The organism is Hoyosella altamirensis (assembly GCF_014191505.1).
Classification (GTDB): domain Bacteria; phylum Actinomycetota; class Actinomycetes; order Mycobacteriales; family Mycobacteriaceae; genus Hoyosella; species Hoyosella altamirensis.
In genome coordinates this window covers 11,686-35,354 of sequence record NZ_JACHWS010000006.1, presented here as the reverse complement: position 1 = coordinate 35,354, position 23,669 = coordinate 11,686, and the positions used below count along the sequence as shown (strand labels likewise).

26 protein-coding genes are annotated in these 23,669 nt (G+C 61.6%); 10 read left to right on the top strand and 16 right to left on the bottom strand.

What is annotated here, in order from left to right; genetic code table 11:
- Positions 1-50 precede the first annotated feature (50 nt).
- From FHU29_RS22160 to FHU29_RS22145, 4 genes are all read right to left on the bottom strand, one after another.
- Positions 51-674 (bottom strand): RES family NAD+ phosphorylase, encoded by a 624-nt coding sequence (locus FHU29_RS22160; protein WP_064442704.1) that lies wholly within the window; start codon positions 672-674, stop codon positions 51-53.
- Positions 668-1,246: a hypothetical protein gene (locus FHU29_RS22155; protein WP_064442705.1), complete on the bottom strand. Its 579-nt coding sequence runs from the start codon at positions 1,244-1,246 to the stop codon at positions 668-670. Before FHU29_RS22155 ends, FHU29_RS22160 begins: the two co-directional genes overlap by 7 nt.
- Positions 1,247-1,443: 197 nt before the next feature.
- Positions 1,444-2,055: a recombinase family protein gene (locus FHU29_RS22150; protein ID WP_064442681.1), complete on the bottom strand. Its 612-nt coding sequence runs from the start codon at positions 2,053-2,055 to the stop codon at positions 1,444-1,446.
- Between the two features lie 242 nt (positions 2,056-2,297).
- Entirely contained in the window at positions 2,298-5,195 is a 2,898-nt protein-coding gene (locus FHU29_RS22145) for a Tn3 family transposase (protein ID WP_064442682.1), read from the bottom strand.
- A 771-nt stretch (positions 5,196-5,966) separates the two neighbouring features.
- Between FHU29_RS22145 and FHU29_RS22140 the strand changes: the two genes are divergently transcribed.
- From FHU29_RS22140 to FHU29_RS22125, 4 genes are all read left to right on the top strand, one after another.
- Positions 5,967-6,542: a hypothetical protein gene (locus FHU29_RS22140; RefSeq protein ID WP_064442653.1), complete on the top strand. Its 576-nt coding sequence runs from the start codon at positions 5,967-5,969 to the stop codon at positions 6,540-6,542.
- Positions 6,543-6,771: 229 nt separating this feature from the next.
- A complete protein-coding gene (locus tag FHU29_RS23870) occupies positions 6,772-6,993 on the top strand; it encodes a tyrosine-type recombinase/integrase (protein ID WP_083962621.1) in 222 nt (73 codons plus the stop codon).
- 827 nt (positions 6,994-7,820) lie between these two features.
- Positions 7,821-8,738 (top strand): ParA family protein, encoded by a 918-nt coding sequence (locus FHU29_RS22130; RefSeq protein WP_064442654.1) that lies wholly within the window; start codon positions 7,821-7,823, stop codon positions 8,736-8,738.
- Positions 8,735-9,310, top strand: coding sequence for a hypothetical protein (locus FHU29_RS22125; protein ID WP_064442655.1), 576 nt, complete (start codon positions 8,735-8,737; stop codon positions 9,308-9,310). Before FHU29_RS22130 ends, FHU29_RS22125 begins: the two co-directional genes overlap by 4 nt.
- A 78-nt stretch (positions 9,311-9,388) precedes the next feature.
- Here the strand turns inward: FHU29_RS22125 and FHU29_RS22120 are convergent, their stop codons facing one another.
- The 5 genes from FHU29_RS22120 to FHU29_RS22100 all read right to left on the bottom strand — a co-directional run bounded on the left by FHU29_RS22120 (position 9,389) and on the right by FHU29_RS22100 (position 12,369).
- Positions 9,389-9,562 (bottom strand): response regulator, encoded by a 174-nt coding sequence (locus FHU29_RS22120; RefSeq protein WP_157095462.1) that lies wholly within the window; start codon positions 9,560-9,562, stop codon positions 9,389-9,391.
- A 16-nt stretch (positions 9,563-9,578) separates the two neighbouring features.
- Positions 9,579-10,001, bottom strand: a complete 423-nt coding sequence (locus tag FHU29_RS22115; protein ID WP_064442656.1) for a hypothetical protein — start codon at positions 9,999-10,001, stop codon at positions 9,579-9,581.
- Positions 10,002-10,567: 566 nt separating this feature from the next.
- Positions 10,568-10,753, bottom strand: a complete 186-nt coding sequence (locus FHU29_RS23865) for a helix-turn-helix domain-containing protein (protein WP_083962616.1) — start codon at positions 10,751-10,753, stop codon at positions 10,568-10,570.
- A gap of 664 nt (positions 10,754-11,417) precedes the next feature.
- On the bottom strand, positions 11,418-11,711 hold the full coding sequence (locus FHU29_RS22105) for a DUF1330 domain-containing protein (RefSeq protein WP_064442658.1): 294 nt from the start codon (positions 11,709-11,711) through the stop codon (positions 11,418-11,420).
- A gap of 79 nt (positions 11,712-11,790) precedes the next feature.
- Positions 11,791-12,369 carry a TetR/AcrR family transcriptional regulator gene (locus tag FHU29_RS22100; protein ID WP_183377664.1) on the bottom strand — a complete coding sequence of 193 codons (579 nt, stop codon included), beginning with the start codon at positions 12,367-12,369 and terminating at the stop codon, positions 11,791-11,793.
- 89 nt (positions 12,370-12,458) lie between these two features.
- On the opposite strand from FHU29_RS22100, the gene FHU29_RS22095 reads away from it, so the two are divergent.
- The 3 genes from FHU29_RS22095 to FHU29_RS23470 all read left to right on the top strand — a co-directional run bounded on the left by FHU29_RS22095 (position 12,459) and on the right by FHU29_RS23470 (position 14,256).
- Positions 12,459-13,499 (top strand): alpha/beta fold hydrolase, encoded by a 1,041-nt coding sequence (locus FHU29_RS22095; protein WP_183377663.1) that lies wholly within the window; start codon positions 12,459-12,461, stop codon positions 13,497-13,499.
- Positions 13,496-14,044, top strand: a complete 549-nt coding sequence (locus tag FHU29_RS22090; protein WP_064442661.1) for a DUF3995 domain-containing protein — start codon at positions 13,496-13,498, stop codon at positions 14,042-14,044. The genes FHU29_RS22095 and FHU29_RS22090 overlap by 4 nt, the downstream gene beginning before the upstream one ends.
- Before the next feature lie 77 nt (positions 14,045-14,121).
- A complete protein-coding gene (locus tag FHU29_RS23470) occupies positions 14,122-14,256 on the top strand; it encodes a hypothetical protein (protein ID WP_260153022.1) in 135 nt (44 codons plus the stop codon).
- Between the two features lie 362 nt (positions 14,257-14,618).
- On the opposite strand, the gene FHU29_RS22085 is transcribed toward FHU29_RS23470, so the two are convergent.
- From FHU29_RS22085 to FHU29_RS22070, 4 genes are all read right to left on the bottom strand, one after another.
- Positions 14,619-15,773 carry a hypothetical protein gene (locus FHU29_RS22085; protein ID WP_064442662.1) on the bottom strand — a complete coding sequence of 385 codons (1,155 nt, stop codon included), beginning with the start codon at positions 15,771-15,773 and terminating at the stop codon, positions 14,619-14,621.
- A gap of 281 nt (positions 15,774-16,054) precedes the next feature.
- A complete protein-coding gene (locus FHU29_RS22080) occupies positions 16,055-16,420 on the bottom strand; it encodes a hypothetical protein (RefSeq protein WP_064442663.1) in 366 nt (121 codons plus the stop codon).
- Positions 16,421-16,945: 525 nt separating this feature from the next.
- The gene (locus tag FHU29_RS22075) at positions 16,946-17,647 is read right to left on the bottom strand and encodes an RES domain-containing protein (RefSeq protein ID WP_064442664.1); all 702 of its coding nucleotides are present in this window, start codon (positions 17,645-17,647) and stop codon (positions 16,946-16,948) included.
- Positions 17,641-18,315, bottom strand: coding sequence for a helix-turn-helix domain-containing protein (locus FHU29_RS22070; RefSeq protein WP_232323102.1), 675 nt, complete (start codon positions 18,313-18,315; stop codon positions 17,641-17,643). Before FHU29_RS22070 ends, FHU29_RS22075 begins: the two co-directional genes overlap by 7 nt.
- A 217-nt stretch (positions 18,316-18,532) precedes the next feature.
- Between FHU29_RS22070 and FHU29_RS22065 the strand changes: the two genes are divergently transcribed.
- Complete coding sequence (locus tag FHU29_RS22065; RefSeq protein WP_064442665.1) at positions 18,533-18,901, top strand: hypothetical protein; 369 nt, start codon at positions 18,533-18,535, stop codon at positions 18,899-18,901.
- 361 nt (positions 18,902-19,262) lie between these two features.
- Here the strand turns inward: FHU29_RS22065 and FHU29_RS22060 are convergent, their stop codons facing one another.
- Positions 19,263-19,772, bottom strand: a complete 510-nt coding sequence (locus FHU29_RS22060) for a hypothetical protein (RefSeq protein ID WP_183377662.1) — start codon at positions 19,770-19,772, stop codon at positions 19,263-19,265.
- Positions 19,773-19,858: 86 nt separating this feature from the next.
- Positions 19,859-21,334: a potassium/proton antiporter gene (locus FHU29_RS22055; RefSeq protein WP_064442683.1), complete on the bottom strand. Its 1,476-nt coding sequence runs from the start codon at positions 21,332-21,334 to the stop codon at positions 19,859-19,861.
- Between the two features lie 48 nt (positions 21,335-21,382).
- Here FHU29_RS22055 and FHU29_RS22050 point away from each other — a divergent pair, with 48 nt between their 5' ends.
- Positions 21,383-22,234, top strand: a complete 852-nt coding sequence (locus tag FHU29_RS22050) for a universal stress protein (protein ID WP_157095468.1) — start codon at positions 21,383-21,385, stop codon at positions 22,232-22,234.
- A 66-nt stretch (positions 22,235-22,300) separates the two neighbouring features.
- Positions 22,301-23,329 carry a protein translocase subunit SecF gene (gene secF / locus FHU29_RS22045; RefSeq protein WP_183377661.1) on the top strand — a complete coding sequence of 343 codons (1,029 nt, stop codon included), beginning with the start codon at positions 22,301-22,303 and terminating at the stop codon, positions 23,327-23,329.
- Here the strand turns inward: secF and FHU29_RS22040 are convergent.
- Positions 23,326-23,646, bottom strand: coding sequence for a cation:proton antiporter (locus FHU29_RS22040; RefSeq protein ID WP_183377660.1), 321 nt, complete (start codon positions 23,644-23,646; stop codon positions 23,326-23,328). The two genes, secF and FHU29_RS22040, sit on opposite strands and share 4 nt — an antisense overlap.
- Positions 23,647-23,669: the final 23 nt, after the last annotated feature.

Genomic DNA, 23,669 nt, shown 5'->3' with positions numbered 1-23,669 from the left:
CCCGACTTCATCACAGTCGCACTCCAAGGAATAGGTATGCCCTCTCACGGTTAATGTGCACCGTAGCCGACTGTTTCGGCGGCTCGTTCAATCAGTGACCACACCAGCGGATGCGAGAGTGGCCTCGAAAAATCAGGTGCGGACGGGATCGCCGCTGCTGCCCGGTCATATAGCACCGGCATGGATTCACCGGTCATCGTGGACGGCGCCCACAGCCCATCGAGGTCTTCCCACTGCTGGTGAATGGCATGAGACCAAGCCCGGCAGGTCGGCCGCGGAGCCGCCGTGAGCGCGTACGCGGCATTGTTTTTCACTGCCCAGCTCTGCGTGAGATCAAGTAACTTCAGCGGCCGGACCGGCATCCACGAAGTCAGGTAGGGCGCACCGGTCATCGTGTTGACCCTGCGAGTGGTCTGAAATACCTCCGCCACAGAGGTGCGCACACTGCACGCGGTATACATGATGCCGAAACCAGGGTGGATTCCCCGCTCCGGAGGGTGCGGATCGTAGCGCGAGCTCACTACGGGACCGAACTCACGAAACGAGTTCCACGGCAGGACATGCGTTCCGCGGGTTCGGTGAATTCTCCACACTGGACCGGCATACTCGATGACGTCACCCTCATTGCGAACTAGCGGCGAATGTGGTTCACGAGGAACCTTCGGTTTCACCACCGATCGAAGTCTGCAGCCATGCTGACGATGACGCCCGGGTCGCGGCCAGCGGCAAGCCACTGCGCTGGCGTGTGGCCATCGAGGAACTCGTGCGGGCTGGTCATCATCGCGGCGATATCGAGGGGATGCGCACCTTCCGGGATCGCCGCAACCACCTCAGCCAGCCCGGGAAGTAGGGCGTTCCCGGCGAACTGCCAGCTTGGAATGCGGAGTCGTGAACCCACTTTGAACGACCACAGGGCATCTTCGTGGATGCGGCGTGAAATCCCCGACGGGTCGACCCCTAGCTGCCGTGCTGCCTGCGTCCGGCTCAGGGAACTGGCAACGAGATCCTTAACGGAGCTGGCGACGGCGACGGCGTGGCGATGCTGTTCGTCTGCGGGATCCCATTGCGCTAGCACCGCATCGGTGCCCTCACCAGCATGCTGGCTGAGGTAGTCCAGTTCATGGGCGGTGAGCGGCGCGGAGCCGGGACGCTGAACCGATCGCAGTGCCGCGTCGAGCTCGCTCGCCAGGTCTTGCTCCGTCAAACCCACGTTGTACCGGTCAAGCACATCCTTGATTGCCGACATCGGATTGCACCTCCACAAACTCTACGCACAGTACCGCACACGAGTGCGCTATGGTGCGAACGTAGGAGCGAAGGCGGTGGCGACGCACGAGAACCTCACTAGAGGATGGGTCGCCAGGTAGGCCTGGAACTCCCGAAGCTGGCCTGAGCCGCAAGGTAGCGATTGGTCCGGGAAGGTTGGCTGCGCTGACTGGGTTCTTAACCTGAATCGGCCTGTTTGAGGTGCCGGTGAATAGTGGAGGCGGAGACGTTCAGCGCTTTGGCGATCTGAGGCAGGGATTCTCCTCGTGCGCGTCTTGCTCTGGCGGCAGCGAGTTTGTCGGGGTCGAGCTTGCGCGGCCGGCCGCCGACGCGTCCTGCGGCACGCGCCGCGGCCAGGCCTGCCATGGTCCGTTCGTGGATGAGGTCGCGTTCGAGTTCGGCGAAGGCTGCCATGACGGTGAAGAAGAACTTCCCGGACCCGGTTGCGCTGTAGCGGCCTTCGAGGGTTCCGGCGAGGATGTGTAGGCCGACGCCGATTGCATGGAGTTTCTCGGCGAGACCGACGACTTCGGTAACCGAGCGTCCGAGCCGGTCGAGTTTCCAGACGACGAGGGTGTCGCCCGGGTCGAGCCGGTGGAGCGCGGCTGCTAGACCGGGGCGGTCCTTCTCGCGCGAGCTGACCTTCTCGATGAATAGCCTTCGGCATCCGTGTGCGGTCAGGGCATCGATCTGCAGCTGTGGGTCTTGATCGGCGGTAGAGACGCGCGCATAGGCTATGGAGCGGGGATCACCCTCGGGGTTGATGAGTTCGTCGTAAGCGTTGCGCATACCCGCTCCACCTTTGCGAAAACCTATCAAAACTGTATGTTCCGAACCGGATGTTTCGCAAAGGGTTTTGCAAAGAAGCTGTCGGCGCGGCGAAGCGTTTCGGCACCTTGCCGAAAATGCTCGTTTATGCGCATATACACGCGGTCAGCGCCGCCTGGCTTGATTCCGCATGATGTTCCGAGCCCTCACGTATGTGATCTTTGGTGGTCACTTGTAGGTGTAGGCGCGGACTGCGGGAGATTTCAGCTGCCGGTCAGGCCGAGGCGTGAGTCCATGTCGAGGCGAAACCGTCCGTAGGGGTTGATGTGGGACCAGAACAGTGGTGACAGTCCACGCCGTTCGTCGGGGCCGATCAGTTCGCGGAACCGGGCATCGTTGAGGACATCCTGAACCAGCAGGGTGTTGATGTGGACCAGGGCGGACTGGAGCAGGTGAAGGGCAAGCATCGATACTTCGGTGTGTTCGCGGTCGGGGCCAGTCAGGTCGCCGTCTTTGCCGTAAAAGATGACGGTATTGCCGGAGTTCCAGTTCTCCACGACTTGCAGGCCGCCGTGGATCTCCCGCCGCAACTCTGGTGAGGCGAGAAAGTCGCAGGCGAAGATCGTGCGTACCGCGCGACCCAATTCTTCGAGGGCCTGGTAGGTGGGGTGTTTTGGTCCGCCTCGAGTGAACCGGCGCAGGATCGACTCGGATTCGGCGGTACCGAGCCGTAGTGCGGTGGCGTAGCGGACCATTTGGTCGTACTGCTGAGTGATCACGTCCCAGCGGATCGGGCGCGTGAGGACTGGGCTGAGTTGCCCGTATGCTGAGGTGTCGTCGGGACGGTAAAGCCGGATCGAGCCAATGTTTTTCAACCGGGGCAACAGCCGGAACCCCAGTAGTTCGGTGAATGCGAAGCCGACGACTGATGCGCCGTGGGTGTCGACGTAGCTGGTGTCGATGTCCGCGTCGGTGCAGTGCCGCAGCAGCCCTTCAATCATCGCTGCAACCTCAGACGACGAGCACGATTTCAGCTGGGAGTAGATGCAGGTGGAGCGGCGTTCGACGTGCCAGTAGATCATCACCCCGGCGCCGCCGTAGCGTTGATGCCATTCAGTCATCAGGTTCGATTCCCACGACCCGAACTTCTTCGAATCGCTCGCACAGGTAGTGCCGTTGCCCCACCATGCTGGGTCACGCGCCTCGAATGTCGAGTTCACCAGTTTGGCGATCGCTCGGCGCAGGTTGTCGCGGGTGATGAAGTGCCGCCGCACATGCCGCAGCGCGGCTTCTGATTCACCGTGTTCACCGGTGGCCACGATCGCGCGGATACCCATGTTCGTACCAAGGGCGAAAAGGCACAGCAGCAGGCGCCGCCGCAGCGTGTCGCGGTCGATCACTTCACGGGAGGCGACTGAGGTGAATTCGCCGGTGAACTCGGCAAGGAAGTCGGCTTCCTTGAGCACATCGAGAAGGTCCAGGGTGCCCCATCGTCGCTGTACTTCGTCTTTTACCGCGGCGAGGTTCACTGGTTCGGGCAGTGGTTCGAGTCGGGGCACGGTGATCCACGGCTGCCCGGCTCGCGTGGTGAGGCTGACACCAGCGCTGCGGTCGGTCAACGCGGCATCCAGTCGCGACAGGGCATCGCTCATCCGTTGCTGCAGGCTAGTGATGAATTCGCTGGCGTCGAGCGGCTTCCGCAACGCGGCGTAGTGGATCTCGCGTGCAGTGTCGAAATCGCGAGGGAGATCCTCGTCAGGGTTGCGCCACCGGTTCCCGCCACCGGCGTAGATTTCTCGGCGTCGCAATGCATCCCGCAACGCGATCAATACGCACAGCTCATAGGGGATGCGTTCGATCCGACCCCGGTCATCAAGCACCGCGTCACGCCATGCTCGCGGAACAACCCCGTCGAGTGGCACCAGATCATCGGGTGCATAGAACCGGGCCTTCCCATCAGTGTTCGCGTAGCGGGCCAGCAGATCCAACGCTTGCATGACAGGCCGGTAGGCAGTGTTGTTGCAGCGGAAATCCAAGGCAACCAACAGTGCTGGGAGCATCCGCCGGTAGTAGCTGCTGTACGAGCCCCTCAGCACAGTGCGGACCCGGGCTTGGAACGATTGCTCGTTGGCGCGGGCTTCCCGGACCAAATCATGCAGCTTCTTCTCACCGACCACCGGGAACAACACGTCACGAACCGTGTCATCAGGGTGGTCCACCGCTGCTTCAGCGATCCGGAACAGGATCGACTCCTTGCCCCGAACTCGCCGCAGGTCGTCGATCAACTCGCGTTCGACGCGACGGTCGGCGCGGGCGTTGATCCGATGCACCAACCCGATCAACAGATCCACCAGCGCGTCGATGATCTCTGCCGACCGAACCCAGCACAACGCAGCCAGCAAGGTCAGTCGAATCGCTCGCGGTGCTGCCTTCAAATCCGATGGATACGAGCGGGCTGCGCGAGCACGCCACGCATGCACCAACTTGTCCGAGGCATCGGCGAACAAACCTTCCGGCAGCTGAAGACTACGGACCGAATCGAGCTTGCCGATCTCACGCAACAGTGTTTCGAGCCCGAGCTGGCCGGGATCGGCCTTCAACTCCGCCAGCAGCGGCGAACCGGCCAGTTCTTCCAGCCGCGCTACACAGTCTTCACCGAGACGATCCACCGTCGTGCTACAGAAACGCTGGTCGAAACCCGCTCGCGCCGACCGGATGATCCGCTCGATCCTGCCCGGTGGCTCGATCCGTTCAACCCGGCACCGAACCAGCAAAGCCTCCCGCAATTGTTCATCGCGCAGCTCGACCGGACACACCTCAAGCGACAGCCAATCCGCGAGTTTGTCCTCGTCAGCACGGGTGAACTCCCGGAACCCGAACACCGCCCTAATCTGGGCGCGGTGGTACTCGATCGTCCTGCCCGCCCACCGATAGTTTGGGAACTCCGTCGGGTCGACACTTACCTGTTCGGCGACGTAAGCCACCGCATCGGTAGGGATTTCGCTGGCCTGGCTCGGGAACCGGGCCTCGATCTCGAAGAATTTCAGCATCACCGCGAACGCCAGACGGGTAGCCCCAGTCTTGTTCCCGACAAGACGCCAGTCCTCTCCGATCAGCGTCCACGACGCGACCAGATCCTCAACCGACCAATCCTGGCGCATGAGCCGAACAGTAGACCAGGTCAAAGCCGACCGCTGACCGAGACAGCGCTACCTTGCGGCTCAGGCCAGCTTCGGGAGTTCCGGGCCAGGTACGGTGGCGTCGACAGGCGGCTGATGGGGACACGGCCGTCATTCGTGGAGTGTCCTCGTAACGTGAGTGCAGGGTGGATACGACCCCGGGGCCCTGCGCCGACGATCCGCACTCTCAGCGATAGCCGTCGCCTGACAATCTGGTGGCTACGAACTTTGGGCGCAGGTGCGTGCCGACCTTCACTGGCACGCATGCGCGTATCCGGAAGCTTGCGGAGGTCGATCCAGGACGGCCGGACGCGGGTCCCTCCATTCTTAGTGTGGACTGAGCGGGGGTGTAGTGGTGACGCCGTCGCCGCAGGGCACGTCGAAATCGAACATCGCGTATTCGACCCAGACTGCATATGCAGGTGCGTGCTTGCTCGTACTCGTCCGGATGCTGCGGGCGAGGAAAATTAATTGGACACGCACAAAGAGATCCGGCAAACCACCTCTGCCTGCCCGGCACTGGCAGGCAGAGGTGTGCTCCCCCCTCGCAGTCTCGTGCGCCGTCGAATTGACGGTAATAGCGACTTATCATCAATTCCCCTGAACTGATTGATCTTCCACGATGCCAACTAGACCCTCCAGTGTTAATACGTCACGTGACAGGTAATCCTCTGTCGGGTCGGATTGTCAGAGTCGAAAGCTACAGTCAGGCAAGACAATCCCCCACTGCCAGAGAGGGTGCCGGGCCTGCTCGTGACTACACTCGACCGGCCGCCAGCAGGCGGCGCAGCGCCTGGTGTCCTCTCGGATGAGGCGACATTCCGTGCTGAATACGGTGCGCGCATGCGCCAAGCGTTGTGCGCACCAAACACCCCCCGCGCCTACAAATCCGACCGGACACACTTCGAAACCTGGTGCGAAAAACGAGAAATTACCGCGCTGCCCGCCGGGGAACAAACCCTGATCGGCTACCTTCTGTACTGGGGTGATTCGGCCGCAACGCGTCACAGCGACGACGAACTGCTGAGCCCAGTAACACTCGCCCGCCGAATCTCGGGCCTAAAAGCCTGGCATGCCGCGACCAGCCAGCCGTGGCCCCAATACCGCAGCGGTGAAGACAATCTCCTCGATTACACGCTCGACTACATCGCCCGCGCACAGAAGGCCACGCCAGGACGTGCACGCGCCCTCTCCCTCCAAAAGCTCGACGCCGCAGCGCGCGCTTTACCCGCCACTCCCCTAGGCCGACGCAACAAAGCTATCTGCTCACCGGGTTCTACGGCGCATTCCGCCGCTCCGAACTCATCAGCATTGACCTTGCCGACGTGACCTTCGACGACGACAACGACGACGGGATGTTCCTTCACCTCCGCGCATCCAAAACCGACCAGAAGGGCCGCGGCAGGTATATCCCCATCAACTACCAAGCCAGCGACACGTGCCCCGTTATGGCGGTGAAACAGTGGCTGCAGATACGCGGACAGCAACCGGGGCCCCTGTTTACGAACATCGGCGGAAGCCGTAACGGGAACCGTTCCGCCCGCCTCTCCCCGCTACCATCACTCACATTGTCAAAAACGCAGTTCGCGCGATCGGGGAAGACTCCAACACATATAGCGCCCACTCGCTGCGCTCGGGATTCGTTACCACCGCGGCGAAGAAGGGCGTCCCTGTCAGACTCATCCGTCAGCAGACCGGCCACGCGTCCTACGAAATGCTCGACCGCTACATCTATACCACCGCCAACCTCACCGACAACGCCACTCGCTACCTGCGGTAATCGTTAACCCAAGAGGAATTTACACGGGCATCGACCGGTCCCCGCGACCGTCGGCTGTGCGGCCCATGCGCCGTGTCGGAGGACCGGCCTGGAGACATCCTCTTCCACACGTCATGTCACCGGCCGTAATTAACGTCAGAGGCAATGCGTAGGAAAAGGCCCTGCTAAAGCAATGGAAAAGCCATGTAGTACGCCTTTTCGCGGCCTGCTGGCAGACGCTAGCTATGCCAGCTGTTTTGGCCATAAGCCGACGCTTTGTACGGCTGAACAAGACGCCCTGTCACAGGCTGGCGTACGTCGCTAGCAAGTGACTGACAATCGGGCGGTACAGGGGAATAGATAGGGCCGATAGGTAGGAGTTTGCTGTGTCGCAAAAAAGGAATTGCGCCGTACTCGGCGTACGGAGGGGGACCAGACAAGGAGAGAGTATCTGGCTCCGGTGTGTACAACGGACCTGCAACGGGCGTAGGAAAGGACCATAAAGCGTCGCATGCATGTGCCTGGGAACCACCAGACACAAAGACGTAGTAAGACAAAAGCCGTGACGTGTAGCAGGCGTTAAGCAAGGCGGTGTATAAGAGTCTGCGCAGGGGCTGAGCAACGCCCGTTGTAAGACCATACGTACACCCATGCGAGTGGGATTAGGGAGGGCCGTGTGATGCACCCACGGCGAAGGTATATATCGGGGCCGGGCATGCCCCTTAACAGGTCACGCGGCGATACCACTCTACGACCGCTACTGCCGCAGGTCTCAAATACCTTGCAGGACAGCATCAGAACCGTGTCACACGACGACATCTAAACCTGCGGGAAGTAATCTCCCAGGTATGACCACACAGCCCTTGCGCAGTGTCCTTGTCGCGAACCAGAAAGGTGGCGTTGGGAAGACGTCGATCGTCACTTCGGTGGCGAGTATGGTGGCCGCGACTGGACGCCGCGTTCTTATTGTCGACGCCGATCAGCAGGCCAACGCCACTGTCTCCGACCTGGGTGTGGAAGGTGATGGCGGGGGAGCGCTGAGTATGGCGCTGCAGTATGCCCAGCCATTGACGCCGCTCAAAGATGTGCGGCCTAATCTGGATCTCGTTGCGGGTGGGACCGCGCTCGCGCTCGTTGGTGCTGCCGCGAACACGGCGGCGCATTCGGGTATTGACATGCGCGCGAACCTCGTTCAGGTGATGTCGGCTCTGCAGCAGCAAGAAGGTTATGACCTGGTGCTGGTGGACTCGGGCCCAGGAGACGCACCGTTGCTGGATGCGCTGCTGGGCAGCTGTACGTATCTGGTGGTGCCCACTAAGGATGATGATGCCAGCCTGTCCGGTGTGGAACTGCTGGCTCGCCGTTATCTGCGGGCGCGGCGGGACGGCGCGGCGATCGAGCTGCTCGGTGTGGTCCTGTTCGATGTGAATCCGCGGGCGACGGTGCGGAACAGGGACGCGATGAGCCAGATTGAGGATCTTCTGGAGGGGAGCAATGCGCAGCCGTTTCAGACGATGATCCGCTCGGATCGTGCTGCTGCGGTGGATCTGCGGACCAGGCATTTGACACCGTCGGAGCTGGTTGCTGCTGCGGAGGAGCATCAGCGCACCCGGATTCAGCAGTTGCGCACGAAGATCGCGGGGGAGCGGCGTATGTGGTCGCGTGATCCGTCTGGTTTGGCGTCTGATTATCAGTTGCTGACTCGTGAGATTCTGCAGCGGGTCGCGGAGCGGGAAACCGCTGCGGTGCCGGGGGGTGTGTCATGAGCAGCACCAAGCGGCGCGGCGCGTTTGATCCGAATGCGCTTGGCGGGGATATTGATTCTTTGCTGCCGCAGAGTCCTCCGCGGCCGACACCGATACGGCCCGTGCAGGCTAGCCCGGCGCCGGATGAGCCTGCGCGGGCGAGTGTGAGTGCACCACAATCGGCGTCGGCTGTGCGGTCGGCGCGGTCCGCACCGCCGGAAGCGGTGGTGGCGCCTGAGGTGTATCAGACGCTGCGGAAGCTGACCATGCGGGAACGCCAGGAAAAGCCGGACCGGGCACGTTCTTACGGTCAGGTTGTGCTCGACGCGGTTGAAGCTCATGCTGATGATCTGGCCTCGCACTGGCGGGAAACCGCCGCGGTTCCGGCTGCGAGCCGGTTGTTCCGGCGGGTGGATCCGTCGCAGCCGCGGCGGCGTCGGCACGCGAGCTCCCCGGCCCGGATACCGCTGGCCGGGATCATCCCCGAAGACATCCGCCAGCTCGACACCCTCGCCACCGAGTGGGGAGCGGGCAGCCGAAGCGCTCTCGTGGAAGAAGCACTGCGCCGATACCTCAAAATCAGCCACAAATAGCAAACCCGCCCCTGGTAGGGGAGTGGTACATGATGAGTCATTTGTTTACCGCGCTAGGTCTTCACGCGGGGTTTGCTGTTAGGTGTGGGTATTTGCTGGGGTGCCGAGCGTGGGCGATGACCTCCGCACCGCTTCCAGGGCAGCGACGCCGTCCACGGCAGTGAGCACGAGGAACTCAGACACCTCAAGTCCTCGCCCAACGGAGGTGAGGACCCGTGGGTCGTCATCCACAAGCAAAATTGGATGCGGCATAGAACCACTATGCCTGTCAGCCCTCACCGCCATCTCGCTCGATTATGGTGATAACGCACGTAGGCTCACCTCCGCTGACGCGGTGGTCGGCGCGGTGAAGCACACGCTTGGGACCGTCCTCTCCGCGGATCCCCTCGCTCATCGCATCATCAGTACGGATGACCTCGCAGTCATCCGGGATATGGGTCGGCATCCCGCCTGGTTCGGTTCCTGGCGCCACGACACAGTGAACCGCGTCATCGGCGGCCTGTTCTCCGAAGATGATCTGCGGTGGCTTCACACCTTCCGGCAAGAGCTGCACACACGACTCCGGCGTCGCGATCGATGAGCCCTCCGTTGTGTCCGAATCGTCCGCCCACGCCACTGAAGTTGCTGTCACCGCTGCCGCTACCGCGAATGCTCCCGACGCTGATGCGACTCGTGTTTTGGTCCAGCTCATTTCCTGCTCCCATCGATTGGTTGATCTTGCGTTGTCGACGCTAGGAGCGGAGTTTTCAGTGGCTTTTACGGAAGTATTAGGCAGTCATTAGAGTTTGTCACCCGATACATCGAGTAGTTTCCGCGACGACCGTTCCGTCTCGTCGGAGGTGCTCGCACGCAGGATGAAGTCCGTCTCCTCACGGCCAGGACGCGTCGACGACGGTGATGCCCTTCGCCTTCACCATAGGAACGTCGTGAGGCGTAGATGTCGGAGAGCGCGCCGACCGCATTCATTTCGCTCGGCGCATAGCCGCCTTCTTCGCGCGTGCAGCCATTGAGTTCGCGCCTACCTACTATCTATACCGGCCCCTTCTTCCGGAGCTAGAGCACGTTGATGCGACTGGTACTGACCAGAGTGGATGAGTGACGGCAAGATGTAGAGGGTGAGATTCCGCAATCTGAGGGCGACCCCACGCAGGTGTTCAAGGCGACCATTATTCGCTTCAGCGGTTCCGCTCAAGGTGCTTTAGCAGAACGCGGCTAACCCGAAGCCAGGTGAGAGCGCGGAGCTAGCGTTCATCCGTTCTAGGTGTCGTTTTTGGACTTCGTCGCCAGCTCGATCTCTAACGCCAGGCATATGGCTGCGGTGTCTGCAGGTTTACTGAGTTGCCGGCCGATGTGCTGCTCGATTCTCCGCAACCGGTACCGGACGGTGTTTGGGTGGCAGACGAGTCGCGCGGCAGCTTTGGCTGTTGATCCGTCGGCGTCGATCCAAGCGCAGAGTGTCGATCAGAATCTGCCTCTCGTCATCGGGCAGGATATTCAGCCTGGCCGGTACATGTGAGGCCACATGTTTCATGACGATGGGAGAACACACTGCGGCTATACCAATTGGGTTCTCTTCGAATACGTTCACGTTCTTGCCTGGCGGTGAGCTGACAAGGGCCATGCGCGCGAGTTCAAAGGAATCTCCGGCGCCGCTCAGCGCGTCGAACAGACTGCTCACGCCCGCTCTGCCGCGCGCGTGTGACTGCAGCTGCGTGATCAGTTCGCGACGCCCCCTGGGGTCGTTGTAGTGCGACAATGCCCAGGGCTACATCGACAAGGCGAGCGTGGCCCGGCAACGCCGCACGACCGGGTAGAGATCGGAACGGACTCGGATCACGTTTCGGCACCAGCGGTGTCGCTCGGCTCGGGTGCCTGGGAGACACGCAGGCTCACCGGGCCTGGCGCGAACGGTGCTGTCGCGGTTTCGGATGCCCCAGCCTTCGAAACTGCGGCTTGTCGCGCACAGGACGGCGGGCCGGTCGCTGCCGCCTTCGCGTATGGCTGGCAACACCAGGCCGCGACATCACCGTGGCCGCAGGCACCTCGGCGAGTCGAGCTTCTTACGGCTCTGTGGGCATTCCGTGAAGATCCGGCTGAAGGATCCCGGTCAGTCGATGCCTTCGACGATGCGGAAGTCGCGCTCGACGCCGTCGGAGAGGGCGGCCAGTGCTTTCTGGTAGGCAGCGCTCTCGCGCACCGCGACGGCCTGCTCAAAGCTGTCGAACTCGACCAGGACGGTGCGCTCGGCGATTCCGGCGTCATACCCCGCGACCCGACCGCCAACGACGAGGGTCCGGCCACCCCCGGGCTCGACGGCCAGCCGGGCCAGCTCGTTGTAAGCGGCTAGCTTCTCAGGATCGGAAATGGTGCGGTAGACGCTGACCCAGTAGCCCTTGGGCATAGGAACCTCCAGTGGTGGAATGAACTGATCTGACGTACGGGTGGGTCTCGGATGGTCGTCGGCGATGTTGTCTACGGAATCATGGGGAATCGGCTTCCAGTTCGTTGATCTGTTTCGCGATGAGTGAACGCGCATCATCGCCGCTGATGCGTCCAAGCATCGCGGCGACGGCCAGCCCCTCGGAGGTCGCCGCGAGCAGCTTGGCCGCCTCGTGCGACGGGAGGGAGCGCCGGCCTTCGCCGACATCGAGCAGTTTGACGATGTTGTCGTGACGTTCTCGCCAGGCGGCTGCGACCAAGTCGGCGATCGTGTCATCCTTCGTGCCGACGATGACAAACTCATACCAGACCGCGGTTCCGACCCGCTCATCGGCCGAGCCGGGGATCCCCATCGTGAGCAGAGCCTCGAGCCGTTCCCTGCGGGGCAGCCGGCCAGACTCGACATGCTGCGCCGTCGCGCGTTGGATGAATAGCTTGCAGGCGTGCTGGATCAGCTCGGCCTTGCTGCTGAAGTAGTGCTGCACCCGTCCCATCGACACTCCGGCGGCTTGCGCCACACTCCGCAAGCTCACCGCTCCGAAGCCCTGCTCGGCCATCACCGCGATCACCCCGATCACGATCTCTTCGCGGCGTTCGTCATGATCCACATGTCTCGGCATACCCACCAGCGTACCAATGCACCCGCATTGCATTCCAGCCCTGAAGCATGCTACGGTGCGACCGCATTGAAAACATGAGGGAGTTAAGCATGGGTGGCAAGGAGCCGGTTCCCGCGAGACCACGCCTGCGTCGAGTGACCCGCAGCACCGTGATCGGTGTGAGCGCCCTGGCACTGTTCTGCGCGGGGTTCACTGGACTGAACATCGCGCTCCTGAGCAGCGATTCACCGGTCGGTCACTGGCGCAGCGACGAGGCGAAGCAGCAGTACGAGCACCTGTACGGGCAAGCGATGAAGCTGATGCCCGAGCCGACCGAACAGCACGACGTCCAGACTGACTTCGGCACGGTGCGCGCGTACTTGTTCACGGCACAGGCATCGCCTTCAGGAGACCACGACCGCACGCCTGTGGTGCTGCTTCCAGGTTTCGGTGGGCCGGCCGTGACCTGGTATGCGAGCATCGCCGACCTGGCTGCCGAGCGGCCGGTGATCGCTATCGACACCTTGGGTATGGCCGGCATGTCTGACCAGGTCGAGCCGATTACGTCAGCTGACGATCAGGTCCACTGGCTGCACGAGGTGCTCACCGGACTCGACGTTGACCGTGCCCACCTGGCGGGTTTCTCTTTCGGTGGGCTGACGGCCGCCACCTACGCATCCCAGCACCCGGATCACGTGGCCAGCCTCACCCTCCTCGACCCCGCCTATGTGTTCGCGCCAGTGAGCAAGCGGTTCCTGGTGGGCGGTTTCGTCGCCAGCTTTCCCCTGATGCCGGATTCCTTCGCGACCTGGTACACCAGCTGGATCTCCGGGGGCACGGACGCGGCCACCAACAGCCCCCTAGCGGGCCTGCTCGACCATGGCCGGCGACACTACGCAACCAAACTCCCCATCCCTGAACAGCTCCCCTCCGAAAGGCTCGCCGGGATCGAGACTCCGACCCTCGCGGTGCTCGCCGGACAAAGCGTGGTCCATGACGCACAAGACGCCGCTGAGACCGCGACCACGATGCCCAATGTGCGGGTTCGGATCGAGCCCAACGCGTCCCACGCCGTCCACATCGAGCACCACGACGATCTCCTCCCCGTGATCTCATCGTTCATCGCTGACCACGATCGAGACGGCCAATGAACCAGGGCCGGAGGCGGCAGTGGAGTCTGCGGGCGAGAATCGGCGCCCTGGCGTGGATGGTGCTGTTCGCGGGGATGCACGTCTACTGGGAGCTCGGCGGAACCATCGGTTTCGGAGACGCCGAGAAGACCACGCCCGAGGTCGGCTCGATGGGGACCGTGGCCTTGACCATCGCGATCCTCCTGGCATTCTCGATAGGACTTGGCCTGATCGTGCTGAGCATGCGCCCCGATCAGCACAGGCCGCCCGCATGGGTCATGACCGCGTACTCAGCGATAGCGAGCATCATGCTGTGCGCCAGGGGAATGAGCGGTCTCATCGACACATGGTTACGAGAAACCGGGCTCGCCGACAGAGGCATCTCCGGTCTGACCTACCAGCAGATCTACGGGGTGGCAGACCCGAACACGGAGACGCTCTGGGCCTCACACCTCATGGACATCAACTTCATAGCGGGAGGAATCCTGTTCGGTCTCCTCTTCATCACCCGTGATCGCGCGCGAGCCGCCCCGAGGGAGGCGCGAGCAACCCACTCCACACATTGAAGCGGGACCCCATGACTCTCCGGGCGGCACCACGTCGACCGTCCGGATCAAACAGCAGCTGATGATCGAACTTTCGCATGAGTTTCCCGATCGGCCTCGCCGTCGTGATCGAGCTCCTCATGTCCGCCTCCTCAGTGATCGGCGGGATTGTCGCTATCTTGCTCGCCAAGCGCACCGCGAAGCGCCGACTCGAAGGAGACGATGAACGTTGAAGGTCCTCTTTCTGACCGCCGATCTGGGTGGGAACGTGCCACCGACACTTGCCGTAGCCGCGGAACTGACGCGCCGCACATACCGGTGCCCTCGATAAGGGCTCGAACCAGCGCTTCGGCCCGCGAAAGGCGTGCAAAGCTGGTGGACCCTGCTCACCGGTGACCGGTGAGCAGAAAGGACACTGCAGAGGCTCGAAAAGAGCCAGCAGTGTGTGCAGACACTTGGATCAGGGGTAGGTGGAACGGTCGTGCATCTCCGTGCTCCATTCGAGGATCTGGAGAGGTGCTGGTGCGACCTTCTATGAAGACTGGATCGGCCTCTGCACCATGTGCATGTCACCGGATTTGAATTCTGCGTCACATCAGCCAGTCCGCTGAGCATCGAGAACCTGGTTTGTCAGCTCGATGGTGGACAGGTACACCCAGAAGATCCAGTCAAGATAAAAGTCGTCATAGTCCCGCTTTTGCTTGGCGTCCTGGTGGCGTACGTGGAAGTTGTTGGCGAGGTCGAACAATGCTCCCCGATCACTCTTTGCGAGCGCGTCAGCAAGTACGCCATGCCGCCGTTCCTCCAGAACAAGGGCGAGTGCAGAAACCGCGGACCTCTTCTGATTGCGGTCGCTTCCCCGTTCACGGAAGAGGGCAAGTGCATGGCGCACCTGGTCCGCTGACTCCCCATCGGAACGAGCAGCAACAGACTGGGCCAGGGCGGTACGCGCTTCATCTGTAACGGTCACCAAACGGCCAATATCTTCGCCATCTCCGGATAGCCGCAGTCCCAGAGCGCTGTTGCCGAAGAGCTTGTTCACCCGCCACCGATAAACGATTCGACCCGACCCGATGTCGAACTTTCCATGATGCCAGCCACATTCGCAGTAGTCGTGGTGGAACCGAGTGCTCGGCCGCGCGACTTGATCGTGTAGCAGCTCAACGATGTCGTAGAAAAGATCGGTGTCGTCCGTGAGACGGTCGGTGCCTAATGGCCAGATCCCCTCCACTCCGAGTTCCTTATAGATCAGCGTGTGGACGGTGTCATCGCGCGGGTCGTCTACGCAGTCCTTCCCGAACCGGTTTTCGAGATACCCGGCGTTGTCGAATTCGCTGATGAGGGATACGAACTCACGGACCAGGGTCGGCATTTCTAGAGCTGTAGCCGCAGGGGCTTGTCCTGCTTTTCGCGCACTCCAGTAGCGTCGACGCGGGGGTGGATCTTCTCGGAGCTGATCCGCATTTGCCATCAAGAAGCGCAGATGCTCTTGACGAGGCGTCAACCGGCTGGTGGTTCTGGTGACCGTTTCCGTCCCCCATATGCGAGGGTCGAGAACTGCGGGTACGTCGTAAAACTCGCTCAGTGGTCCACTCCGATATCCCCGGATAAAGGCATCCTCAAGTAGAAGCGCGCAGTCGTCATCCCAGCCCTGGATGTCGCGCATGTTCAGTAACTTCGCAGCTTCAGCCTTGAAGAGATCACGGGGCCACACGAGCTGGTACTCAGGCTCTGAGAATCGCGGGTTCACTGGTTCATTATCGATATACCTGTGCCTGCCCCCGTTAGATACACCCAGTTGAACTCAAGAGTCCTGGAAACGAAGTTCTTTCCGCCCCCGCCTCTCGGGCCACTTCTCAGATTCTGTCCTGTTTGAGCATCCCTGAGCGGTACACCTATGACGGTCCTGAAAGCCCGGAAGGACTTCGGCCTGAACTCGGACATGTTTGTTCGGAGGTACCGACGGCTGTGGCTGCCGTGCGGACCGCGTGTGCTGGGCTTGATGTGGTGTGCGTGCGGCGGGCCGACTGATTACCTCCGCCCGATGGCTCGGTCGTTCAGTTCGCCCGTCGTGCAAATGCCCAGAGGTCGGCCGTCGACATCGCGCACGTCCACGCTCACCACGCGGGTGCGCAGCCAGATGCCCTTGTCGTCATCGAACGCTGCCGGGATGCCGAACAGCTCGGCGAGGTTCTCGAACGCAGCGGTCTCGATGAGCGCCCAGTACTGCGCTCCTGACTTCGCCGGATCGAGCACGACCCTCACCCGGCCGTCGCCGAACGACACCTCGGTCACGGCCTTAGCGATCATGACGCCCGCCGCGGCACGATCGTTCGCGTACGACGTGAAGGCCCTGACGATCTGCTCATCGGTCGGCGGCGTGCTGTAGCTCGTCATGCGTTTCTTCTATGTCAAGCGGCGGCCGGAACGCAAGTTCTAACACCGGTTTGACGGTCGGTTCTCAGGTTGTTGAAGACGACTCGAGCGAGCCGACGTTTGAGGCACCGAAGGGCTTCCGGGGTGGACATCCCCTCGAACTTCTTCTTGAGGTAGTAGGTCTGCGGAACAAGTAACTCGAGAGTGCCGCGACCAACTCCCTTCCTGGGCGCCCGTGCCCAGGCTGGGCTTGTGGGTTGCAGATCTCTAGCGGTGTCGGCGGCTTTGCGGGTAGCGGTGACAACTCCCTTAGCGAATAACAGGTTGTCAGCCCGAAGCCTTCACCGGCGCGGACCTTCGGGCCTGAGTTGTTGAGCAGGCACAGAACGCTCGTCCGACGTTGGTCGTCGTGCGCCGAGCGTCCCGGCGCTGCATCTATTCGAGCGGCGCATCCGTGTGGCGCCAGCTCGTAGCGGGGGATCTCATTTGATGTTGCCCGTGATTTCTGACGGACCTTGCCGTGTTCGACGCGTGATGCAGTGCCCGCTAGGGACAGTTGGGACAGTGCGGTACGAGGTCAGCTCGCATTCCGAGGGTTACGGCAGCGTGGACGACTCGTGGCCAGAGCTGTGGGTCGCTGAGCGCGAAGTCCTGGTCCGCGCCGGTGGGGTCTGTGAGCACGCTGACGTGGTGTTCGGTGTTCCAGAGCGCCAGAGCGGGCCCATTGGAGTGGGCGGCGTCGTAATACACGCCGTGGATGTGCCTGCGGGTGACGGGCTGGTCTTCGTAAATGGCTCGGGCCCACTCCTGGGTGCGTGGGCGTGGGTAGTCGCCGGTGGCTAGCGAGGGCAGCGCTCCGATCCGCATCGCGGCTCCCTGACTGCGGAGGTTGAGTGTGGCGATAGGGCCGGTGGGCCGCAGCAGCGCTACGCGGAAGCGCGGACAGACAGCGGCCTCGGGGAAGTCTCCGAACACCTCACCGATCGCTGTGCTCAGGTTCCCGGCGATGTAGAGCACGGACCGCCCGTCCGGGCATTGCCAGGGTTCTCCGTCCGGTGCTGGTATCTGAGGATCGAGCCTGCTGAGCGGACCGTAGGTGCGGTGCGTGATCCCGTCGGGGGTGTGGTGTGACTGGTGGTAGATGCGGCACCAGCGCCACGGGTGACGGTGGCTGGGGGTGCGCCACTGCCAGTTCCAGGCCCGCCCGCCGCTCAGCGGCCTCGCTGGTGCTGGGAGCGGCGCTACCACGCCGCAGAGGTGCCGGTCTCAGCCGCCTTAAGGACCGCGTCGATACGTCCTGCTGCGAGTTCCTCAGCTGGAGTTGCACCATCGAGTTCTGCGTTCGGGGTGGTAGCCCACTGTGTCAGCGACACCGCGCCGCCGGGGTAAACGTGGCGCAGCTGCGCCACTCCTGGGACGAACCCCCGTTCCGTGTCGGGGCTGAATTGCCATGGAGGCAGCCTCCATTCACGTCCCTTTTTCAGGCCGACCAGGTCCCCTGTTTCCAAGCGATCGAGTATCGCCTGCTCTGAGACGCTAAGCAGTTCAGCTGCTTCGGTCCGGGTTAGCGAGGTATCTACGATCGCGCGCCGCGCCTCGTACTGACGGCGCAGGTTTTCCAGGGCGGCCTGCTTCTGCTCGGCCGGTGACGGCGCCGCGCCCCACAAGGAAGCGTCCAGACCCGTCTCACGCTCGTTGCCCATCACGCTTTGCACGAAACCCTGGCGTGTCGATTCCGGAACGGTGCCAAGCACATCCCTGATCACAGCTGAGAAGCTGGACTGATCCAAAGCTGGCACGGTCCTGCGCGCTGCAGGCCTACGGCCGGTTATTCTGCCCGCCCGCCCACGCCGGGCCTTGTGCTTGCCCGCAGCGGGCGTAGCGACCCCGTCTTGGTTCCGGGCCTTACTGCTCATAACCCCATGCTACACCGCAAAACAAGATAAACAAGTTACAACAGAGCTAGGTCGCCTAAGGTTGTTAATCAGGGCCTTGTCGGCCCGAAAATAAGTCCAAATGGGCGGCGCGGCCTCCGAACGCCTTCCCACAGGCCCGAAGGGCCTGCTAATCAGATGTCCACTACCGCTAGGGAACCTCAGAACGTCACCAAACGACTGGGTGCAATATCAGACTATGACGACCAGTACTGGAACAGTCCGCATGTGGAATCACGATGAGGGATGGGGTGTGATTGACTCGCCCGATACACCCGGTGGCTGTTGGATTCACATAACGACACCGTCGGTCGAACGCCGCGCTTTCGGGTTGGAAGTTGGCAGGCATGTCACCTTCATGTGGAGAAAGATGGAATTGGAGCGCTCCCAGGACGGATTCAGTTACGTCGCGACCGATGCCTGGTATGTCGGTGAGAAACCCTTCAGGCGACGGACATCGTCGTACGGCTCCCAGGGCGGCCTCCGAACATCACTGACGATTACATTCGATGACGAAACGTCAGGCGGCGCAGAAGCGGAGCGTGATGAGCCGACGCCTTGCGTGTGAGGGCCGTAACCCGGGCACAGGGCTGCGGAAAACGAGTTAAACGACAGCTTCATGTACCTGATGCCCCAGTTCTTCATAGGCACCCCAAGACGGTCGCGAAGATCATGCGTGCCAACGGTATCCAGGGATTAGTCCGCCAGTGGCGGCCGGAGACCACGATTGGCGCGGATCACACGATCCTACCTTGAGTTCTCCCGCGGTGTGCTCGATGCGGTATGGACCTCCGACGTCATCTACCTGCCCACCCGTGGGCAAGGCTGCCGAACAGGCCTGAGCGGGAGTGGGCGTACTTGATCGTTGTGACCAAGTGACTCGCTGAACGGATTGCCATCAAATGGCCCAAGCTAGGTCAATTCGTTGATCAGGCAAGCCCTCCGGCTTGAGTCCGGTTCCATTTGCTGCCGCGGCGTTCGAACTCGAGCTGATTGGTGATTTTCCAGTTGAGCGTGGCGATACCGTGTTCGGCGATTTCGGGGCACCATAGTTCGATACGGATGGACTGTGATGCGAGCATTACGAGGGTGAGTGCATCATAGGCCTGACCGAGCTCGGTACTTTCGCAGTGGTAGTGCCACTGCTGTACCGGGATTGGGTCACCGGTAGCGAGGAGGGCGGGCAGTCCGCCGGGGTGCGAGCTGATCGTTTTTCGTTCTGCGACATAGGCGGTGAGACCGGTCGCTGCGGTAGGCCAGGACGTATCGCTGCTCTGTGACGACCACACGGTTAGCCCGAGCAGAAGGTATTCTGCCGTGTTGATATCGAGGCGCTGTGCAATGCTGTCCGAGCCCCGCCCGTGGGGATGCTGGGCAATGACCGCGTTTCCGCTATAGCCTCGGTCTCCGATAGTCTGGTCATATCTCACCGGTTCCATCGCATCTGAGCCTAGCCGTACCGATTGGTAGTGGCACGGGACGCTTTGCTGGAGTTTCCTCCGAGTCGTGTCGGCCCGGCGGGTTCTTAGCTTGGGTCGGGCGTGTTTTCACCTTTGGCCCATGCGGTGACGATTTTGTTCGCGTCGGGCCGGCGAGGCATTGCCACGATGACTAGGTCGCCTTCACGGAGTTTGGTGCGCGGGGTGGGGATGAGCAGCCGGGGCCCGCGGGCGATAGTGGTGATCAAACCGATGGGGGGCATGACCTCGCTGAGGTATTTTCCGGCGATGGGCAGGCTGGAGGTGACACGGACTTCGACGAGTTCAGCGTTGAGGTCCCCGATAGGGATTCCTTCCGCGACTGGGCTCCAGACATCACCTTCCTGTGTGAGGTTCAGCCACCTAGCCACGGTGCGGATGCTCATTCCCTGCACAAGTGCGGAGATAAGGACAACGAAGAAGACCATGTTGAAGATCAGGTCCCCGTCTGGGTAGCCGGCAACGGCGGGGAAGGTCGCGAGGAAGATCGGGACAGCGCCGCGCAGCCCCACCCAGCTGGCGAAGGTAAGTTCGCGCCACGTGAATGGGAACCAGATCAGGCACGCTACAACCGCGATGGGGCGTGCGACGAGGATCAGGACTGCTGCGATTGCCAGGCCGGGGAGGGCGACATCGACAAGGCTTGAGGGGAAAACCAGCATTCCGAGCATCAGGAACAGGCCCACTTCTGCGGTGTTGGCCAACCCTTCGTGGAACGTTCTGATTCCGCGCCTGTGCAGTGGTACCCGGGCCCCCACGATTAGCCCGGTGACGTATACGGCAAGGAATCCTGATGCGCCCCCGGCGGCTGCGAGGCCATACGATAAGCCGGCGACACCTAGAGCAAGCACGGGATAGACACCCGCTGGGCCCAGGGTGGTGACAAGCAGCAGGCGGCTGCCCGCAAGCCCGACGAGCCCGCCGATGAGCAGGCCGCCGCCGAGTTGGGTGACCGCGAAGGAAATCCAGTCACCTGCGGGCGGTGATTCAGTCCAGGTCGCGATCAGCCCGACTGTCAGCATGATCGCCATTGGATCGTTCGCGCCTGACTCCACCTCGAGCAGAGCTGACATTTTGCGGGGCAGCGGCGCGCGGCGCAGCATCGCGAATACCGCAGCCGCATCGGTCGACGCGACGACGGCCCCGATCAGCAAAGCAGTCAGAATATCGACGTTCAAGATGAGATAGGTGGCTCCGCCCAGCACCGCCGCCGTGATGATCACCGCGACTGTGGCTAACAGCAAACCCGGAGCTGCTGCCCTGCGGACGTCGCTGGGCTTTGTGGTTAAGCCGCCCTCGTAAAGAATGAGCAGCAGCGCTACGGTACCGACTATCTGCGCGATCTCAGGATCGGCCAATGAAACCAGGCCCAGTCCGTCATCGGAAATGAGCATGCCGAGACCTAAGAACAGCAAAAGGCCTGGCATCCGGATACGCTGAGCCAAGCCGGACGCCAGAATTGCCGCGATGAGCAACAGTGCAGCTGCGAGAACCCAGCGGTCAGCAGGAAGTTGAAGGCTCATAATCCTCTTGGTGCTGGTTTTGAGTGGACGACAGGAAGGAGCTTACCTGTGGCTGATGTGCCCCCAGCTCTGTCACGCAGGCGGAAGGACAAAACCCAGCCGCCGCCGATCGAAAGACTGATCGTCCCGCTCGACGGCACCCATGAAGCGGAGACAGCGATCACTCCCGCGCTGAAGATCGCCCGCCAGCTCCAGATTCCGTTAGAGCTGTTCACCGTGCACGATCCCGTGCGAGGCCGGTGGGCTACCGGGATAGATTCAGTCGCCGGCGAGATAGGCTACGCCCATGTAGAGGTCGTGTGCGTTAGCGCGGGCTGGGCCGGAGATCACCTCATCCATTCCGCGCAGGAAACCCCCGGCGCGGTGATCTGCCTGGCAACCCACAATAGAGACCGGTTCTCCCGGATGATCACCGGCAGCGTGACCGAACATGTGATCAGACATTCCGCGAGGCCGGTCCTCATGGTCGGGCCTGAGTATGAGCCAGCGTTTGAGCCCGACCAGTATCGCGACTGCATCGTCTGCCTCGACGGCAGCGGCCGCGATGAGGCAGCCCTGCACACCGCCCGAGTATGGGCGCAGCAGCTAGACCTCACGCTGCATCTTGTGCATATCGACTCTCCCAGCAAACCCGAAGAACCGCGGATATACGAAGAAACCCTCGCCTCCCTGGCCAGCGATTTCACGCAGGCCGGAATCCGTGCAGACTACTCGCACCTCACCGACAGCGACATTGCCGAAGGGATCATGTCGTTTCAGACAGACACGCCGGGAACACTGGCGGTATTGACCAGTCGCAACCGGGGAGTCACCAGATGGGTGCTCGGAAGTGTCACCGCAACCGTGCTGGCGCACACCACCTCACCAGTGCTGTTAGCGAAACCCGCCCAGCATCTCTAGACTCCCTGCTGCCTGATATAGGACTCAGCAGGCTATCAAGTTGTCTCACAAGGAAGACCACAGAAAATGACCCTGCAGAAGAACAGCGCTCCGGTATCACTCCTGAAACGTCTTTACACCGGAACGGGCGCATTCGACATCATCGGTCGCAGGCGCATCTTCTATTTAATTACTGCTGTCCTGGTAGCACTATCACTTTCTGGCATCTTGCTCCGCGGTTTTACTTTCGGCATTGACTTTACCGGCGGCACCCGCGTGGAAATTCCTGCTATACAGTTAGACACCGCTGAGGCGGAACAAGTATTCAGTGAAAGCTCCGGCATCTCTCCCACCACTGTGCAGGTGGTGGGCGCCGGTCCTGCCTCGTCAATACAGATCCGCTCGGAACCTCTCGATGAAACCCAGATCCGCGCCGTTGAGAACGCATTCCAGTCTGTCCTGAATCAGTCGGCCGGAACTGGCACGGCGCAGAATGCGGTCAGCATCTCCGCAGTCAGTGAGACTTGGGGAGGGCAAGTAACCCAGAAGGCTGCTCTCGCGCTCGCGGTTTTCCTGATCATAGTGTTTGCTTACATCAGTCTGCGGTTCGAGTGGCACATGGCACTAGCCGCGATCGCGGCGGTAATAGTCGACCTGACAGTGACTGCCGGCATTTACGCCCTGATCGGCTTCGAGGTAAGCCCCGCAACAGTGATCGGCCTGCTCACAATCATGGGCTACTCCCTATACGACACCGTGGTGGTTTTTGATAAAGTTGCGGAAAACACCAAAAATGTCACGAAACAATATGAGGGCACTTACGCTGAGCGTGCAAACCTGGGCGTGAATCAAACCTTGATGAGATCGTTCAACACCTCATTAACTAGTATGCTTCCTATTCTCTCGCTATTGATCGTGGCCGTGTGGATGCTTGGCGTGGGAACACTCAAAGATCTCGCCCTGGTCCAGCTGGTCGGAGTCATCATCGGAACATACTCCTCACCCTTCTTCGCGGCTCCACTGCTTGTCTCGATGAAAGAACGCACCAAAGCCATCCAGAGCCACACCGTGTCGGTCCAAGAAACCCGGGCTACGGACGGCGCAATGGCATCCTAGGATCCGCAACGCCGCTCCCCGGCAGAGTTCCGGATATCGTCGGCCAGGTCGTCGTATTGCATCCGGGCGCGGGGGGACCCCGTCAGGTATCCAGCCCGCGCGATGGCATGACCGCCGACGGCCGATGTGGCTAAATTGATCACGATAGCCAGCCCTGCCTTTATCCCGTTACTCAGCGACGGATGCTGGAGAAACACACCCGCAATAATCAGTGCTAAACCCAGTCCCGAAGCAGTGGTCACCGCACTGATCCGTGAATACATGTCTGGAAGCTTGATCACCCCGATCGCGGCAACCACAAACGCCAGAACGCCCATCAATATGACGATGGTACCGAGCA

Coding starts and splice junctions, on each gene's coding strand:
- FHU29_RS22120 (WP_157095462.1), bottom strand. CDS start 9,562: ATGCCGCATCCAATTTTGCTTGTGGATGACGACCCACGGGTCCTCACC.
- FHU29_RS22070 (WP_232323102.1), bottom strand. CDS start 18,315: ATGAGCAGTAAGGCCCGGAACCAAGACGGGGTCGCTACGCCCGCTGCG.
- FHU29_RS22105 (WP_064442658.1), bottom strand. CDS start 11,711: ATGCCCAAGGGCTACTGGGTCAGCGTCTACCGCACCATTTCCGATCCT.
- FHU29_RS22040 (WP_183377660.1), bottom strand. CDS start 23,646: ATGGGCGTTCTGGCGTTTGTGGTTGCCGCGATCGGGGTGATCAAGCTT.
- FHU29_RS22080 (WP_064442663.1), bottom strand. CDS start 16,420: ATGACGAGCTACAGCACGCCGCCGACCGATGAGCAGATCGTCAGGGCC.
- FHU29_RS22145 (WP_064442682.1), bottom strand. CDS start 5,195: ATGCGCCAGGATTGGTCGGTTGAGGATCTGGTCGCGTCGTGGACGCTG.
- FHU29_RS22155 (WP_064442705.1), bottom strand. CDS start 1,246: ATGTCGGCAATCAAGGATGTGCTTGACCGGTACAACGTGGGTTTGACG.
- secF (WP_183377661.1), top strand. CDS start 22,301: ATGACCCTGCAGAAGAACAGCGCTCCGGTATCACTCCTGAAACGTCTT.
- FHU29_RS22150 (WP_064442681.1), bottom strand. CDS start 2,055: ATGCGCAACGCTTACGACGAACTCATCAACCCCGAGGGTGATCCCCGC.
- FHU29_RS22125 (WP_064442655.1), top strand. CDS start 8,735: ATGAGCAGCACCAAGCGGCGCGGCGCGTTTGATCCGAATGCGCTTGGC.
- FHU29_RS22095 (WP_183377663.1), top strand. CDS start 12,459: ATGGGTGGCAAGGAGCCGGTTCCCGCGAGACCACGCCTGCGTCGAGTG.
- FHU29_RS23470 (WP_260153022.1), top strand. CDS start 14,122: ATGAGTTTCCCGATCGGCCTCGCCGTCGTGATCGAGCTCCTCATGTCC.
- FHU29_RS22115 (WP_064442656.1), bottom strand. CDS start 10,001: ATGAGCTGGACCAAAACACGAGTCGCATCAGCGTCGGGAGCATTCGCG.
- FHU29_RS22065 (WP_064442665.1), top strand. CDS start 18,533: ATGACGACCAGTACTGGAACAGTCCGCATGTGGAATCACGATGAGGGA.
- FHU29_RS22130 (WP_064442654.1), top strand. CDS start 7,821: ATGACCACACAGCCCTTGCGCAGTGTCCTTGTCGCGAACCAGAAAGGT.
- FHU29_RS22060 (WP_183377662.1), bottom strand. CDS start 19,772: ATGGAACCGGTGAGATATGACCAGACTATCGGAGACCGAGGCTATAGC.
- FHU29_RS22100 (WP_183377664.1), bottom strand. CDS start 12,369: ATGCCGAGACATGTGGATCATGACGAACGCCGCGAAGAGATCGTGATC.
- FHU29_RS22090 (WP_064442661.1), top strand. CDS start 13,496: ATGAACCAGGGCCGGAGGCGGCAGTGGAGTCTGCGGGCGAGAATCGGC.
- FHU29_RS22055 (WP_064442683.1), bottom strand. CDS start 21,334: ATGAGCCTTCAACTTCCTGCTGACCGCTGGGTTCTCGCAGCTGCACTG.